At 63.0% G+C, this 15,364-nt stretch carries 10 protein-coding genes; 3 read left to right on the top strand and 7 right to left on the bottom strand.

Features of this window, described 5'->3' with window-relative positions; translation table 11 throughout:
* Positions 1–142: 142 nt before the first annotated feature.
* From J5M58_RS06355 to J5M58_RS06335, 5 genes are all read right to left on the bottom strand, one after another.
* Positions 143–5,632: a DUF6543 domain-containing protein gene (locus J5M58_RS06355; RefSeq protein WP_207877581.1), complete on the bottom strand. Its 5,490-nt coding sequence runs from the start codon at positions 5,630–5,632 to the stop codon at positions 143–145.
* Between the two features lie 81 nt (positions 5,633–5,713).
* On the bottom strand, positions 5,714–6,349 hold the full coding sequence (locus tag J5M58_RS06350; RefSeq protein WP_112251306.1) for a TetR/AcrR family transcriptional regulator: 636 nt from the start codon (positions 6,347–6,349) through the stop codon (positions 5,714–5,716).
* A complete protein-coding gene (gene gshA / locus J5M58_RS06345; RefSeq protein ID WP_181457317.1) occupies positions 6,349–7,926 on the bottom strand; it encodes a glutamate--cysteine ligase in 1,578 nt (525 codons plus the stop codon). The genes J5M58_RS06350 and gshA overlap by 1 nt, the downstream gene beginning before the upstream one ends.
* Before the next feature lie 286 nt (positions 7,927–8,212).
* Complete coding sequence (locus J5M58_RS06340; protein ID WP_003257433.1) at positions 8,213–8,596, bottom strand: PaaI family thioesterase; 384 nt, start codon at positions 8,594–8,596, stop codon at positions 8,213–8,215.
* Positions 8,596–10,920 carry a Tex family protein gene (locus J5M58_RS06335; protein WP_207877579.1) on the bottom strand — a complete coding sequence of 775 codons (2,325 nt, stop codon included), beginning with the start codon at positions 10,918–10,920 and terminating at the stop codon, positions 8,596–8,598. The genes J5M58_RS06340 and J5M58_RS06335 overlap by 1 nt, the downstream gene beginning before the upstream one ends.
* A 217-nt stretch (positions 10,921–11,137) precedes the next feature.
* Between J5M58_RS06335 and ompR the strand changes: the two genes are divergently transcribed.
* Positions 11,138–11,878, top strand: coding sequence for a two-component system response regulator OmpR (ompR, locus tag J5M58_RS06330; RefSeq protein WP_112251314.1), 741 nt, complete (start codon positions 11,138–11,140; stop codon positions 11,876–11,878).
* 13 nt (positions 11,879–11,891) lie between these two features.
* Positions 11,892–13,205: an ATP-binding protein gene (locus tag J5M58_RS06325; RefSeq protein WP_112251316.1), complete on the top strand. Its 1,314-nt coding sequence runs from the start codon at positions 11,892–11,894 to the stop codon at positions 13,203–13,205.
* A gap of 114 nt (positions 13,206–13,319) precedes the next feature.
* Here the strand turns inward: J5M58_RS06325 and rimK are convergent, their stop codons facing one another.
* Complete coding sequence (gene rimK / locus J5M58_RS06320; RefSeq protein WP_015268602.1) at positions 13,320–14,225, bottom strand: 30S ribosomal protein S6--L-glutamate ligase; 906 nt, start codon at positions 14,223–14,225, stop codon at positions 13,320–13,322.
* Entirely contained in the window at positions 14,222–14,704 is a 483-nt protein-coding gene (locus J5M58_RS06315) for an ATP-dependent zinc protease (RefSeq protein WP_041166351.1), read from the bottom strand. Before J5M58_RS06315 ends, rimK begins: the two co-directional genes overlap by 4 nt.
* 109 nt (positions 14,705–14,813) lie before the next feature.
* Here J5M58_RS06315 and J5M58_RS06310 point away from each other — a divergent pair, with 109 nt between their 5' ends.
* The gene (locus J5M58_RS06310; RefSeq protein ID WP_013970457.1) at positions 14,814–15,215 is read left to right on the top strand and encodes an RNA-binding S4 domain-containing protein; all 402 of its coding nucleotides are present in this window, start codon (positions 14,814–14,816) and stop codon (positions 15,213–15,215) included.
* The last annotated feature ends 149 nt before the right edge of the window (positions 15,216–15,364 follow it).

Here is a 15,364-nt window from a genome sequence, read left to right as displayed (position 1 = left end):
GGCGTTGACCATGGGGCTGCTTGGCAGCCCTTCGCGGGCACGCCCGCTCCCACAGGTCCTGCGCAGGTTTCAGGTTTTGCGCGGACCCTGTGGGAGCGGGCGTGCCCGCGAAGGGCCGCACAGCGGCTCCAATGATGCTGCGTCAGCTGGCCGGCCGCAGGTTGCCGAATAGCCGGTTGGCCTGGGTCTCGTTCATGCTGCCGCGCCAGGCGCCGTTCCCCATGTCACGTTCGCTCGCCAGTTTCAGGTGGCCTGCTTCCAGCCGGTTGAAACCTTGTGCCGGTTTTTGTCGGAAGTGAAAGTGTGCATACCACAAGGCCTGCCGGCTACTCCGATCAAGGATGCGATATTCCTCCAGGTATTCGACCGGGTTGCCTTTGCGGTCCAGCTTGGGATTCAAAGTGCGCGACCAGGCAATTTCGACTTCCCGCTCGGCAAGCAGGTATTCCAGATAACCAACGGTAGGCTTTCTGGTGACCTTGGTCTGGGCGATGCGCAATTCGCGGCCAAGTGCCTCCATCTGCTCGGCAGCGGTATTCAGCCTTTGCGTCAAGGTTCGTTGCCCATCGGTCATTGCATCCCCTGCTTTCTGACCAATCCTGTCGGCAATGAAGCGCAGCTGCTGCGCGTGCCCTTGGGCGATGTCCTCCAGGTCGGCAGGGACTGCTTGCGGCGTCTGATACCGGCGTAGCTTGGCCTGCTGCCTGGGAATATCGTCCAGACGAGCCGTGGCGGTTTCCACCAGGTTCGCCATTGCCTGGGTGGGCGCCGCGCGTTGTGTTGTCGACAACTGCCATTGGCCTGTTTCGTTCCTGGCATAAGTGGTATGGGCTTGATCGGAATGTGGCTGGTTGATACGCATGCGTGCCTGCCCTCGCTCGACGTACTCGGTGCCGATCAGCGGGCCTTCCACGGTTTCGAACAGGCGTGGCCGGCTAATTCCCTGCCCAGGCTGGCGACCGGTGCGTTGTCGGGCGGCATTGGCCCTGTCGAGGCTGTTTTCGATGTCGTCGATCAGCTGACGCAGCAGCTGTCGCAGCGAACGGTTTTCCTCGGGCGACAGAAGGTTCTGGAAATTGTCTTCCCACGCCCTGACGTAGTTCAGGAATCGTGCGTAGTGGCTTTGTGCGCTTCGCAGGAAGTTGCGCTCCTGGGCTCGACTTAGACTGGCCTGGGGCAATTGCAGGTGGCTGTAGAGGGTGCTGCGCAATGCAACGCCTTGCTCGTGGAAGTGTGTCATGAATGCGCTGATCTGCGGATGTCCGACGGCGCTTGCCTTGAATAGCGTCAGCGAAAGAATCGATGCCCGGGCAAGTCGTGCATTGGTAAGATCGAGGACCAATCCTGTCTCTTCTACCAACAGCTGGTAACGGGTCAATGCGCTGCCTTGCAAGGTATTGCGCCTGGCCTGATGACGAATGGCCAAGCGCTCCACTTCCTGCAAGGTTTCGATCAGCTCACGATTGGCCGTCAATACCTCCTGGGTCAGGCGCTCCACCCGTTCGATGGTGGCAGTGTGCCCATGCAGGGCCTGGAACGCAGCTTTAGCACGCTGGACCTCATTCGTCGCCAGGGTGAAGCGTTCCGACACCAGGCGCATCTCGCGGACGCTCATCTCGCTGATGTTTTCCTCACATATTGCGGCGAACCTGGCGTGGTCCGCCCTGCTCAGCGTGGAACGCTGTTCGCGCAGGCGCACAAGGCTGCGCGTGTTGAACTCGATGTTGCGGTTGAGTTCTTCGACCAGCTGACGACGTGCGTTGGCGAGCGCAACCCTTTGCGAGTCGGTCGGGCGAACCCCATCTGCGACTGCCTGGCGGGCCGTGCGGTAGCTGGCTTCCCTGGTCCTCAGGCTATCTCGCGTACGCACCAGCCCGTCGTTTACATCGTGCGCGAGATCCATGCCGGTCAATTGCCGGGGGTGTCGGCGAAGGAGCCTGCGCCAGTATGCGATGCCCTGATTGTGCAGGGTGGTGAGTATGCCGCCGCCGCCTTGCAGGCCGTTGTCGACCAGCAGGCCGCTCAGCCTTCCCGGGGTTTCCCAGAGCCCCTGTTCACTCAAGCGCACAGGTTGGCGGTAGGTGCGCAGGCCTTGGGGTTTGAGCCGCCAGGTGGCGTGCGCCGGGTTCCAGCCCACTGCATACCAGGCGTTGTTGCGCGAGATGAAGTGTTGTTGGCTTGCAGTGTGTTCGAACACACTCGCCCCTTGGGGATGGGCGGAAGGTACCATCGGGCCTGCTGGTAATTCTGCCTCGTAACCCGCGAATGGGCTTGGCGGGGTCTTGCGAATTCCGCCGGTTGGCCTGAACGGGTCAAGACGCTGGCGTTGTCGGGTCAACTGGCGTGCAGTGGCTGCGGAATTGCCTGCGGTGGCCGTCACCGGTGCAAGCGTGAGCAGGGCATCGGTCAACGACTGTAGCAGGCTGACCAGGTGTTGCAGGCCCTCTTCCAGCTCACCCCTGTCGAATGCCGAGACAGCGGCGTTCGCCGTGTGCCAGCCATCGTACAGCGCCAACGCTGTGCCTGCGCCGGGCAATATGCTGAGTGCCAGCCTCAAGCCGAGAAAGAAGTAACGGTTGAACACCTCGGGCTCGGCAAGCGCCATGTCGGCCTGGCTACGCGAGGTGGCGCGATGAGTGCGGATGAGTTCACCCATGTCCTGGGCGGCTTCGTAGGTTGGCAAGGTTTCATTGCGCACCGAACCCATGCCTATGAAGGTGTGGAATCCGGTTCGCAATGCCTGGTTGATGTACCGCTCATGTTCATCCGGGTTACCGGCCTGCGTCCGGGTTGCCAGATAGTGGGCCATGCCACGCTCCAGCGCCATCGTTTGCAGCGCCTCGCAGGCGACCTGGGGGGTTGCATGCTGAGTGATGATCCTGCCGTTGGGGGCATCCGGCATATACAGCAGTACCGGCCCCGCCATACCCTTGATGACGCTGATACCCGACAGGCCCACGCTGTTACTGGACCCGTCAGCAGCAGTGCCCGGTGCCAGCACCAGCGCGTGGTAGGTGATGGTTCTGGCGACAGTGCCGTCGACCTGCTCATGGCAGAACCTTTCCAATAGCTGCTGGCCTGCGGTGTCAAGGCTGGCTGGCCTGCTCAAGGTCAGCAGCCGCAGGCGGTGTTCGTAAGGCTCACGCAGGGTTTCCTGGCGCCATTGCGCCTGCCAGCCGGACTCGTGGGCAAAGCCCAGGTAGGCCTTGACGATACGTTGTTCGTAGCTGCCGGCGGCATCCAGCTGGGTAATCAGCCTGGTGATATAGGCTGGCGTAAGGGCCAGTTCCAGCGTGCGGTTCGCCGGCTTGCACCTGATTGTGGCATTGCCCAGCCTGAGCCGCCGATTGTCATCCAGTGCCAGCAGTATGAAGGCTTCCAGATTAACGTCACTGCGCTTTTCGCTGAACACCGGTATATCCCGGGACCCAGCGCCGCCAGTGGCCGATTGGCCGGTTACCACCTTTTTCACGGCTACGCTGTCGGCGATGTCGAGGATGATCTGCGGAATGTCCTGAATGGCAAATTCGTTGCGCAGATGTTGATGCAACAGGTGGCGGGTGAATTGCTTGCGTGACGGCAAGCTGATCCTGAGCAGGTCACTTGAGGCAAGCAGTGCGCCTCGCAACGCATCGACCTGTTTGGCCATACCGTCGAGCTGCTGCGGGTCAAGGTGACGTAAGGGGGCAAGCTGTGCGTGCATGTTGCTGGTACGGTTCTTCTCCGCGAACCGTGCCAGGGCCATCTCCCTGGCGCGGTTCGCGCTTATGCACAGGCGCTGTCGGACATGCTCCTTCGAGATGTCGGCAGGCAGCGCTGCAACAATAGCCTCCACGCAATGCTGCATGAAGTGCGACTCGATCGCTGTATGGCTGAACGATACCGATGTGGCGTTGGCCAGAGCCTCCAGCAATTGCAGGCTGTCGGCCGGCTGCGCCGCTTCCAGCAGTGCGTCCGGCCATGCGCCATGCAGCGTAGCCAGCAGACTTCCGGCAAGGGCCGCCTCGTGTTCGAAAGCCCGCAGCCCGCCACGTTGGCCTGGCCTGTAAAGCAGTATGCCGGGGGCGTGGGTGTCGTCGTTTTCTCCGGGAAGGGCACGGAAGGTCATGTAACCGTGCAACTGCCAGCTCTGTTCTGCAATCACCAGCTCCAGGGTGCTGGCCTGTACCAGGCGTTGCAGGCCAGGCTTGGGCCTGTCGACGAGCTGCTCGATCCAGTCCAGATGCGTATCTGACAGCTCCCCCATCGTGTGCTGCAGGCGAGCTTCCTTGAGCAAGGCTTGGCAAAGCCCTCCGCTGATCTGTTCAAGTGGCGTGTTGTCACCCACGCGTTCCTTGAGGTTGGTGCTCGTCAGCACGGCTGGCAGTTCCAGCAAATAGACGTCCCGGGCATCTTTCAGTACCTCGAGCGCTGCCTGGCGTTCCCTCAGGAGCGTGACCTTGGCAGAGGTGGGCGCTGTCTCTCCGGCCAGATACTGCTCCAGCAGTGTTTCCTGACGCTCTATCGACTGCTGGCGCCAGGCGATGGGCAGGTGTTGTTCCAGGCCGGCGAAGTGAGCCTCTTCCTCCGCCAGGGCGGTATCGTCAGCGTTCACCTGGTCGATGGCGCTTTTCAGCGTCGCATCGAGTGCCCCGCGAACCAGATCGCTGCGCTGGCGTTCCCAGGTTTGCAGGTCGGACAAGTCCAGTGAGTCCGTTTCGCTTTGCAGGCAGGCTTGAAGCAGGTGGTGCTGGGTAATTTCCTGATCCTGGCGGAGCATTTCCGCCAGTAGTGCACTGAAGCCATCGCTTTGCACATCGGTGACGACGACGTTCTGTCGTGCGCCTTCGACAATGGAAGATCTGGGGTCCGACCAGAACCAGGATCGATTGGCGAAGACCCAGTCACGCAAAGATTCAAGATCGCTGAACGCCAGCACCGGATGCAACCTGGCTGGCAGGTAGAGCAGCCAGGGTGTCTGGCCTGCGTGAGGGCGGATCAATAATGCGGCTGTACTGGTCAGCGTGTTTCCTGGCGACAGTTGCCATTCCAGCAGGGCGTGTTGCGCCGAGGGCTCCCTGCCGCGCAGCCAACCTTTGATATCTATCGTGCCCAGGCCATATGCAGTGTCCAGACTGCCGGTGAAATGCTGGCGAAGCAGTTTGCTTGCCTGGGCTTTTCGCGAGGTATCGGTACCGGGCATGCGCCCATCCCAGTAATTGCCCGCAGCGTGAAACTGCGCTGCCCTGACCACGGGGCCGAGGTTCTGCGCCCATGTATCGGCAGTGGTCGTTGCGTATGCCGCTGTATCGGTGAAGCCCCACGGGGTCCAGTCGGCAAATGGATTGGCAAAGACCGGGCCAGCCAGCAGGCGGGTGGCGAATGTCAGCATGCTCACCTGGCTCTCGCCATGGCGCAAGCCGCAATGGCTGGGGTCCAGTTGCAGTTGAGCCTGCAAGGTGTCGTGCACGGTTTGCTGCAGGCTGGGTGCCTGGCTCAACAGGGTTCGCAGCTGTCTGGCGCTGCGTTCCAGGGATTGCCGCGCTGCCGTGAGCAGGTTGCCTTTGCCGGCCAGTAGATGACGGGGGCTGCCGGTACCGGTAACAGGCAGTGTCTTGACCAGATCGCGCTGGTGGTTTGCAGAGGTGGGCATGAGCAATCGTCTCTTCAAGGGCTGGTGTTGACTGCCCTTTATTGAATTGATCGCGGTGGTACGAGGGGTGGTACTTGTATCTCAGCCGCTGCAGCGCAGTGGCAGGAAGGGCGGCAAGTAAAGCGAGAGATAGGCTTCGAACACGCGCATGCCTTCCTCGGCCATGCGCGGTGTGATTTGTTCGAACAGCTGCATGGAGTGCGCGTAGACGCGATCGCTCAGCTCCATGGCCAAGGCGAAGACATCCACATCGTGAGGCATCGTCGGCAGCTGGAAATGCCGATCGAACAAGCTATGCATCAATTCGCCCAGTTCCATGTCGTGCTGGCGGTCGGCCTGCACTACTTCGCTCAACCCGTGCTGGGCAAGGATCAACTGACGCGCTGCGGCATCCTCGTTGTAGATATCGAGCATGCGCTGCTCGACCAGCCGCGACAGTTGGTGCCAGGTGCTGAAGGCGCAGCTGTCGATCGGTGCACTCAAGGCCTCGCGAAACGCCCGGTGCACGTCGGCCGTCAACGCCTCCAGCAAAGCCGGCACGCTGGCGAAAAAGTGGTACACCGACGACGGTGGAATCTGTGCGCGTTCGGCCACGCTATAGATCGAAAGCGCCGCTACGCCTTGCTCGGCCAGCAACTCGCGGGCAGCCGCCAGAATCGCCTCGATCCTGGCCTGGCTGCTGGCGCGCGGCCTGCGCGGGGAAGCAGTGCGGGTCATCAGTTGCTGATCGCCAGGATGCTGGCCTGGTAGGCGCCGACGAACAGATCGAAGTCGCCGACCTCCTGCTGTTCCAGGCGCGACTGCTCGGCCAGCGAGTCGCGGGCGAGGGTTTCGAAAGCCTGCTGGCGCTCGACCGGCAGTGGCTGCTCGCGGAAGGTTTCGGCGTGGATACGGCTTTGGCGCAGGGAAAACTGGACGAAGCTCTCGTCATGCTCGGTCATGCGTGCCAGCACCTGGGCCGAAGGCGTCAGCGAGGCATCGTCGACCTTGGCCTGTTGGGCATCCAGGGCCTTGCCGTGTTCTGCACTGCCTTGCGCCTGGTCGAGCAGCTCGGCCAGTGGGCGGATATGCCCGATCAGCTCGCTGGCCCAGGCCTTCAGGCCAATCGGCTGGCCATTGCGGCGCAGTTCCAGGCCCGGGCGACGGCCTTCCTTGACCACGGTCAGGAAGTTGCTGGTGCACTGGCCGCATTCGCCGTTATCCAGTTGCGGGCTGTCTTCCAGCGCGCAGAACAGCAGGAACGCGTCGAGGAAGCGTGCCTCGGTCAGGTCGATGCCCACCGGCAGGAACGGGTTGATGTCCAGGCAACGCACTTCCACGTACTGCACGCCGCGCGAGGTCAGGGCCTGGATCGGCCGCTCGCCGGTGTAGGTGACGCGCTTGGGGCGAATGTTCGAGTAGTACTCGTTCTCGATCTGCAGGATGTTGGTGTTCAGCTGTACCCACTCGCCATCCACGTGCGTGCCGACTTCGACGTAAGGCGGGTAGGGCGTGCCCACCGCCTTGCGCAGGCTGTCGGTATAGCTGGCCAGGTTGTTGTAGCACGGCGTGAGGCCGGCCTGGGCGTTGCTCTGGTAGCCCAGGTCGCTCATGCGCAGGCTGGTGGCGTAGGGCAGGTACAGGGTTTCGGCGTCCAGCTCTTCGAGCTGGTGCGGGCGGCCACGCAGGAAGCCTTTGTCCAGTGCCGGCGAGGCGCCGAACAGGTACATCAGCAGCCAGCTGTAGCGGCGGAAATTGCGGATCAGCGCGATATAGGCCGACGACTGGTAGTCGCGGTCGCTCTCGCTGCCGCCTTCTGCGGCGCGCAGCAACGGCCACAAAGCTTCGGGCAGCGAGAAGTTGTAATGGATACCGGCGATGCACTGCATGGTGCGGCCATAGCGCAGGGCCAGGCCCTTGCGGTAGACGTGCTTGAGCTTGCCGATGTTCGAGCTGCCGTACTCGGCGATCGGGATGTCCTCCTCGGCCGGCAGCGTGCAGGGCATCGACGGGCTCCACAGGTATTCGTCGCCCAGCTTGCTGTAGACGAAACGGTGGGTCTCTTCGAGGCTTTCCAGCACCTTGGCCGGGTCGGGCAGGGCCGGGGTGATGAACTCCAGCAGCGACTCGGAATAATCGGTGGTGATCTGCTCGTTGGTCAGCGCCGATCCCAGGGCTTGCGGATGCGGGGTCTGGGCCAGGCGACCTTCGTTGGTCACGCGCAGGCATTCGCGCTCAATACCGTGCAGGCACTGCTTGAGCAGGGGGAGATTGGCGCCGAGCAGGCTCAGGCGGCGGTTGAGGAGGTCGCTCAAGATGTATTCCTTCACGCGTCAGTCGCCCCAATATGGGGGTAGAAAAGACGGTCTACAAGGGTAGTGGGAAAAGGAACTGGCGTTGTCGCCTGGTTTACGCGGTTCCGGCATTGCGCAGCGCCGACTTCGGGGGCCGCTTCGCAGCCCATTGCCGGCAAGCCGGGCTCCAACAGGTGCACCACGATTTCAGGCTTGTGGATTACCTGTGAGAGCCCGGCTTGCCGGCGATGGGGCGCGAAGCGGCCCCTTGCTGTTGCCGAAAATACCGCAGATACCGCCTGGTGGGCTAGAGAACGGCAAAGGTTCCTTGCGCTTTCGCCACCAGCTTGTCGCCCTGAACTACGTCGGCGTCGACCACCAGGGTGCGCCGCCCGGCGTGCAGCACACGGGCGGTGCACAGCACTTCACCGTCACTGACGGCGCGCATGTAGTTGATCTTGCACTCGATGGTGACGCTTTGCTGGTCGAAGCCATGGCTGGCCGAGCAGGCCAGGCCCATGGCGATGTCCACCAGGCTGAAGATCGCCCCGCCGTGCAGCTTCTGGCCACGGTTGCGCAAGTGTGGCTCGAGCGCCAGGGCTACCTCGGCAACACCTGTTTCCAGGCGTTGCAGGCGGCAGCCCAGGAGCTGGCTGAAGGCGCTTTCGACGTACTCGCGTGGTACGTCCATCACTTCTTCTTCAGCTGCTTGGCGTTGGCGAACAGCGCGGCCATCGCGTTATTGGCCGGGGCTGCAGTGGCGGTTTCGCGCTGGCGCGGCGCCTGCTGCTGACGGTTGCCGCTATTACCACGGTTACCGCCGCGGTTGCCTTCGACCTTTTCGCCCGGGGTGTCGCTCATGCGCATGGACAGGCCGACGCGTTTGCGCGGGATGTCCACTTCCATGACCTTGACCTTGACCACGTCGCCGGCCTTGACCGCTTCACGTGGGTCCTTGATGAACTTCTCCGACAGCGCCGAAATATGTACCAGGCCGTCCTGGTGCACGCCGATGTCGACGAAGGCACCGAAGTTGGTGACGTTGGTCACCACGCCTTCGAGGATCATGCCCGGTTCCAGGTCCTTGAGGTCTTCGACGCCGTCCTGGAAGGTGGCGGTCTTGAACTCGGGGCGTGGGTCGCGGCCAGGCTTGTCCAGTTCCTGCAGGATGTCGGTGACGGTCGGCAGGCCGAAGGTTTCATCGGTGAACTTCTTCGGGTCCAGGCGCTTGAGGAAGCTGCTGTCACCGATCAGCGAGCGAATGTCGCGGTCGGTATCGGCGGCAATTCGCTGCACCAGCGGGTAGGCCTCGGGGTGCACTGCGGAGGCGTCCAGCGGGTTGTCGCCGTTCATCACGCGCAGGAAGCCGGCTGCCTGTTCGAAGGTTTTCTCACCCAGGCGGCTGACCTTTTTCAGTGCCGCACGCGTGGCGAACGGGCCGTTGGCATCGCGATGGGCGACGATGTTCTGCGCCAGGGTGGCGTTGAGGCCGGAGATGCGCGTCAGCAGCGCCACCGACGCAGTGTTGACGTCGACACCCACGGCGTTCACGCAGTCCTCGACCACGGCGTCCAGGCCACGCGCCAGCTTCAGCTGGGACACGTCGTGCTGGTACTGGCCGACACCGATGGATTTCGGGTCGATCTTCACCAGTTCGGCCAGCGGGTCCTGCAGGCGGCGGGCAATCGACACGGCACCACGGATCGACACGTCCAGGTCCGGGAATTCACGGGCGGCCAGCTCCGAGGCGGAGTACACCGAAGCGCCGGCTTCGGAGACCATGACCTTGGTGATCTTCAAGGCCGGGTACTTCTTGACCAGTTCGGTCACCAGCTTGTCACTTTCGCGGCTGGCGGTGCCATTGCCGATGGCGATCAGCTCTACCGAATGCTTGGCGCACAACGCCGCCATGATGGAAATGGTGCGGTCCCAGTCGTTCTTCGGCGCGTGCGGGTAGACCGTGGTGTGGTCCAGCAACTTGCCTGTGGCATCGACCACGGCGATCTTGCAGCCGGTACGCAGGCCCGGGTCGAAGCCCAGGGTGGCGCGAGGGCCGGCCGGGGCGGCTAGCAGCAGGTCGTGCAGGTTGTGGGCGAACACATTGATCGCCTCGCCTTCGGCGTTGTCGCGCAGCTCGCCGAACAGGTCGGTTTCCAGATGGGTGTACAGCTTGACCTTCCAGGTCCAGCGCACCACTTCGCCCAGCCACTTGTCGGCAGGGCGGTTGCGGTTCTCGATGCCGACATGGTTGCTGATCATGAGTTCGCACGGGTGCAGGGTGCCGGGCAGTTCTTCACCGACTTTCAGCGAGGCGCTCAGCACGCCTTCGTTACGCCCGCGGAAAATTGCCAGGGCGCGGTGCGACGGGGCGTTGCGCAGCAGTTCGTCATGGGCGAAGTAGTCGCGGAACTTGGCGCCTTCTTCTTCCTTGCCAGGCACGACACGGGCGCTGAGCACCGATTCCTGCTTGAGAAAACTGCGCAGCTTGTCGAGCAGGGCGGCGTCTTCGGCGAAGCGCTCCATGAGGATGTACTTGGCGCCTTCCAGCGCGGCCTTGACGTCGGCCACGCCCTTTTCGGCGTTGACGAAGCGTGCGGCTTCGCTTTCCGGGGCCAGGTCGGGGTTGTTGAACAGGCCGTCGGCCAGCTCGCCGAGGCCGGCTTCCAGGGCGATCTGGCCCTTGGTGCGGCGCTTCTGCTTGTACGGCAGGTACAGGTCTTCGAGGCGGGTCTTGGTATCGGCCAGCTTGATTTCGCGGGCCAGTTCCGGGGTCAGCTTGCCCTGCTCCTCGATGCTGGCCAGGATGCTGGCGCGGCGTTCGTCGAGTTCGCGCAGGTAGCGCAGGCGCTCTTCCAGATGGCGCAGCTGGGTATCGTCCAGGCTACCGGTCACTTCCTTGCGGTAACGGGCGATGAAGGGCACGGTCGAGCCTTCGTCCAACAGGCCCACGGCCGCCTCGACCTGCTGGGGGCGTACGCCCAGTTCCTCGGCGATACGGCTGTTGATGCTGTCCATGTAAACCACCTGACATTTGTGAATACGGGGGTCGCCTGTGGGTCTCTCGCCCGGCGGCGCTGGATGAAAGCCGCGCATTATACCCATCGCAAACGGCTTGCGGTGATGGCGCCCGGCCAGTCGGAACTGGCGCCGGGGGAAAAATCTGCTAACAATGCTCACGCTACGTGCAGCAATGGCTACGCCATAATGCGCGGCGATATCAGAGGAGTTATTCATGACCGGCACGCCAAACACCGCTGAAGGTGACAAGATTCTCATCGTCGACGACGACCCGGGGCTGAGCAGCCTGCTGGAACGTTTCTTCACCAGCAAGGGCTACCGTGCCCGCGCAGTACCCAACACCGAGCAGATGGACCGCCTGCTGCAGCGTGAGGTGTTCAATCTGGTGGTGCTCGACCTGATGCTGCCCGGCGAGGATGGCCTGTCGGCGTGCAAGCGCCTGCGTCAGCAGAACAACCAGATCCCGATCATCATGCTCACTGCCAAGGGCGACGAGTTCAGCCGTATCAAGGGCCTGGAGCTGGGCGCCGACGACTACCTGGGCAAACCGTTCAACCCGGACGAGCTGATGGCCCGGGTCAAGGCCGTGCTGCGCCGCCAGGCACCGAGCGTGCCGGGTGCGCCTGGCAGCGAAGACGAGTCGGTCACCTTCGGCGACTACGAGTTGTCGCTGGCTACCCGCGAACTCAAGCGTGGCGACGAAGTGCACATGCTCACCACCGGTGAGTTCGCCGTGCTCAAGGCGCTGGTGATGCACGCGCGCGAGCCGCTGACCCGCGACAAGCTGATGAACCTGGCGCGTGGCCGTGAATGGGATGCGCTGGAACGCTCCATCGATGTGCAGATCTCGCGTCTGCGCCGCATGATCGAGCCGGACCCGTCCAAGCCGCGTTATATCCAGACCGTCTGGGGCGTGGGCTACGTGTTCGTGCCGGACGGAATCGCCGGTAAATGATGCCGCGCCATCGATGAAGACACCGCTCTGGTTTCCGCAAAGTTTCTTCGCCCGCACCCTGTGGCTGGTGTTGATCGTCGTCCTGTTCTCCAAGGCCTTGACCCTGGTCTACCTGTTGATGAACGAGGACGTGCTGGTCGACCGTCAGTACAGCCACGGTGTGGCGCTGACCCTGCGCGCCTATTGGGCGGCCGACGAAGAAAACCGCGACAAGATCGCCGAAGCGGCAGGCCTTATCCGGGTCACCGGTTCGGGCGTGCCCGAGGGCGAGCAGCACTGGCCCTACAGTGAAATCTACCAACGGCAGATGCAGGCCGAGTTGGGCGAGGACACCGAGGTACGGCTGCGCATTCATGCGCCGCCAGCGTTGTGGGTCAATGCGCCAAGCCTGGGCCCGGGCTGGTTGAAGGTACCGCTGTACCCGCACCCGCTGCGTGGGCAGAAGATCTGGAACGTGCTGGGTTGGTTCCTGGCCATCGGCCTGTTGTCCACCGCCTCGGCCTGGATCTTCGTGCGCCAGCTGAACCAGCCGCTCAAGCGCCTGGTGTTTGCTGCCCGGCAGCTGGGCCAGGGGCGCAGCGTGCGCCTGCCGATCAGCGACACGCCCAGCGAAATGACCGAGGTGTACAAGGCCTTCAATCAGATGGCAGAGGATGTCGAGCAGGCCGGGCGCGAGCGCGAGCTGATGCTGGCGGGGGTTTCCCACGACCTGCGCACACCGCTGACGCGCCTGCGCCTGTCGTTGTCGTTGCTGGACAGCGACAACGAACTGAGCGACGACATGGTCCGCGATATCGAGGACATGGATGCGATCCTCGACCAGTTCCTGGCCTTTATCCGTGATGGCCGTGACGAGCCGGTTGAAGAGGTCGACCTGGCCGACCTGGTGCGCGAGGTGGTGGCGCCGTACAACCAGCCGGAAGAACGGGTGCGCCTGTGCCTGGAGCCGATTCCGCCGTTCCCGCTGCGCCGGGTTTCGCTCAAGCGCATGCTGGGCAACCTGATCGGCAATGCCTTGCACCACGCCGGCAAGGGGGTGGAGGTGGCCGCCTATGTGTCGGGCGACGAGAGTGCGCCGTACGTGGTGCTGAGCGTGCTGGACCGTGGAACGGGGATAGACGAGTCGGAGCTTGAGACCATCTTCAACCCGTTCATTCGTGGTGACCGGGCCCGGGGGGGCAAGGGCACCGGACTGGGGCTGGCGATCGTCAAGCGGATCGCGGCGCAGCATGGTGGGAATGTGGAGTTGCGCAATCGCTCTGGTGGAGGGATCGAGGCGCGGGTACGGTTGCCTTTGGGGTTGTTGCTGCCGCGTAATGCCGTGTGATTGCCGGGGCCGCTTTGCGGCCCTTTCGCGACACAAGGCCGCTCCTACAGAGGATCGCGTAATCCTGTAGGAGCGGCCTTGTGTCGCGATGGGCTGCGCAGCAGCCCCAAAATCTCAGCCCTTACCCTTGGTCCGGGTCTGATTAGGCCCGCCATTTTTCTCCAGATGCTCGATGATCATCCCGGCCACGTTCTTGCCAGTGGTCACTTCGATGCCTTCCAGCCCCGGCGACGAATTCACCTCCATCACCAGCGGCCCATGGTTGGAGCGCAGGATATCCACACCCGCCACGCTCAGGCCCATCACCTTGGCCGCGCGAATGGCAGTCATGCGTTCTTCCGGGGTGATCTTGATCAGGCTGGCCACACCACCGCGGTGCAGGTTGGAGCGGAATTCACCCGGTTTGGCCTGGCGCTTCATCGAGGCGATGACCTTGTCGCCGACCACGAAGCAGCGGATATCCGCGCCACCAGCTTCCTTGATGTATTCCTGCACCATGATGTTCTGCTTCAACCCCATGAACGCCTCGATCACCGATTCGGCGGCCTTGGTGGTTTCGCACAGCACCACGCCGATGCCCTGGGTGCCTTCCAGCACCTTGATCACCAGCGGGGCGCCGTTGACCATCTGGATCAGGTCGGGGATGTCGTCCGGCGAGTGGGCAAAGCCGGTGATCGGCAGGCCGATGCCGCGCCGCGACAGCAGTTGCAGCGAACGCAGCTTGTCGCGGGAGCGGGCGATCGCTACTGACTCGTTGAGCGGATACACACCCATCATCTCGAACTGGCGCAGCACCGCGCAGCCATAGAAAGTCACCGATGCGCCAATGCGCGGGATCACCGCGTCGAAGCCTTCCAGCGGCTTGCCGCGGTAGTGGATCTGAGGTTTGTGGCTGGCAATGTTCATGTAGGCCCGCAGGGTGTCGATCACCACCATTTCGTGGCCCCGCTGGGTACCGGCCTCGACCAGGCGGCGGGTGGAATACAGACGCGGATTGCGCGACAGCACAGCGATCTTCATGCAGCACCTGTTACAGGAGAAAGGGTGGCCGGGAAGGCCGGTTTGTCTTGTACGTATTTGAGACCCGGGTTGACCACCAACTGGCCATGGATCAGGGCCTTGGACCCCAGCAACAGGCGATAACGCATGTTCTTGCGACAGGCCAGGGTGAACTCCACCTCCCACACACCATCGCCCAGGGCCAGTGACGTGCGGATGACATAGCGGGTCTGGGCCTGGCCATTGGAGCTCTTGATGGTTTTCATGGTCACCAGCGGTGCCTCGCAGCGACGGTGGCGCAACTGCACCACCGAGCCAAGGTGTGCGGTGAAGCGGACCCAGGGCTGGCCGTCGCGCTCGAACGGTTCCACCTCGGTGGCGTGCAGGCTGGAGGTGCTGGCGCCGGTGTCGATCTTGGCGCGCAGCCCGGCCACGCCAAGGTCGGGCAGGGCGACCCACTCGCGCAGGCCGATCACAGTCAAATGGTCAAATGTCTTCACGAAACGCACCCTGCGAATGAGGTGATGAACTGTAAGCACGGCGGGGATTTTTTGCATCCGATCGTTACGGTAGTACAGTTCGATGAAACACAGCGTTCGAGGTAACGGGATGGCACAAAAAGCCGAAGACGACGACAAGGTCCGCCTGGACAAATGGCTGTGGGCGGCACGCTTCTACAAGACCCGTGCGCTGGCCAAGGCGGCGATCGAGAGTGGCAAGGTGCATTGCCGGGGTGAGCGCTGCAAGCCGGGCAAGGAACCGCGGGTGGGGGACGAGTTCGTGCTGCGCACCGGGTTCGATGAGCGCACCGTGGTGGTGAAGGCCTTGTCGGTGGTGCGGCGTGGTGCGCCAGAGGCGCAGACGTTGTACGAAGAGACCGAAGACAGCGTGCGCCGGCGTGAGCAGGCGGCGGAATTGCGCAAGGCCGGGGCGATGGGCGTTACAACCGATGGCCGGCCGACCAAGAAGCAGCGGCGGCAGATTCACCAGTTGCATGGGAGCTTCGAATAGCCGGGGCCGCTTTGCGGCCCTTTCGCGACACAAGGCCGCTCCTTGTATCTCGACTTTCGCCTCACAAGAGGCGAAAGTTCTCGACTGATCATCGAGGGAGGGTCATGAAGCGGAGCCGCTCCAAGGGCATCGAGCCCGTATTGTAGATA

This window comes from Pseudomonas sp. 32_A, from assembly GCF_017490905.1.
Taxonomy (GTDB): domain Bacteria; phylum Pseudomonadota; class Gammaproteobacteria; order Pseudomonadales; family Pseudomonadaceae; genus Aquipseudomonas; species Aquipseudomonas inefficax.
This window is presented reverse-complemented; position numbering and strand designations above follow the sequence as displayed.

Coding starts and splice junctions, on each gene's coding strand:
- J5M58_RS06350 (WP_112251306.1), bottom strand. CDS start 6,349: ATGACCCGCACTGCTTCCCCGCGCAGGCCGCGCGCCAGCAGCCAGGCC.
- J5M58_RS06325 (WP_112251316.1), top strand. CDS start 11,892: ATGAAGACACCGCTCTGGTTTCCGCAAAGTTTCTTCGCCCGCACCCTG.
- J5M58_RS06340 (WP_003257433.1), bottom strand. CDS start 8,596: ATGGACGTACCACGCGAGTACGTCGAAAGCGCCTTCAGCCAGCTCCTG.
- ompR (WP_112251314.1), top strand. CDS start 11,138: ATGACCGGCACGCCAAACACCGCTGAAGGTGACAAGATTCTCATCGTC.
- J5M58_RS06355 (WP_207877581.1), bottom strand. CDS start 5,632: ATGCCCACCTCTGCAAACCACCAGCGCGATCTGGTCAAGACACTGCCT.
- J5M58_RS06335 (WP_207877579.1), bottom strand. CDS start 10,920: ATGGACAGCATCAACAGCCGTATCGCCGAGGAACTGGGCGTACGCCCC.
- rimK (WP_015268602.1), bottom strand. CDS start 14,225: ATGAAGATCGCTGTGCTGTCGCGCAATCCGCGTCTGTATTCCACCCGC.
- J5M58_RS06310 (WP_013970457.1), top strand. CDS start 14,814: ATGGCACAAAAAGCCGAAGACGACGACAAGGTCCGCCTGGACAAATGG.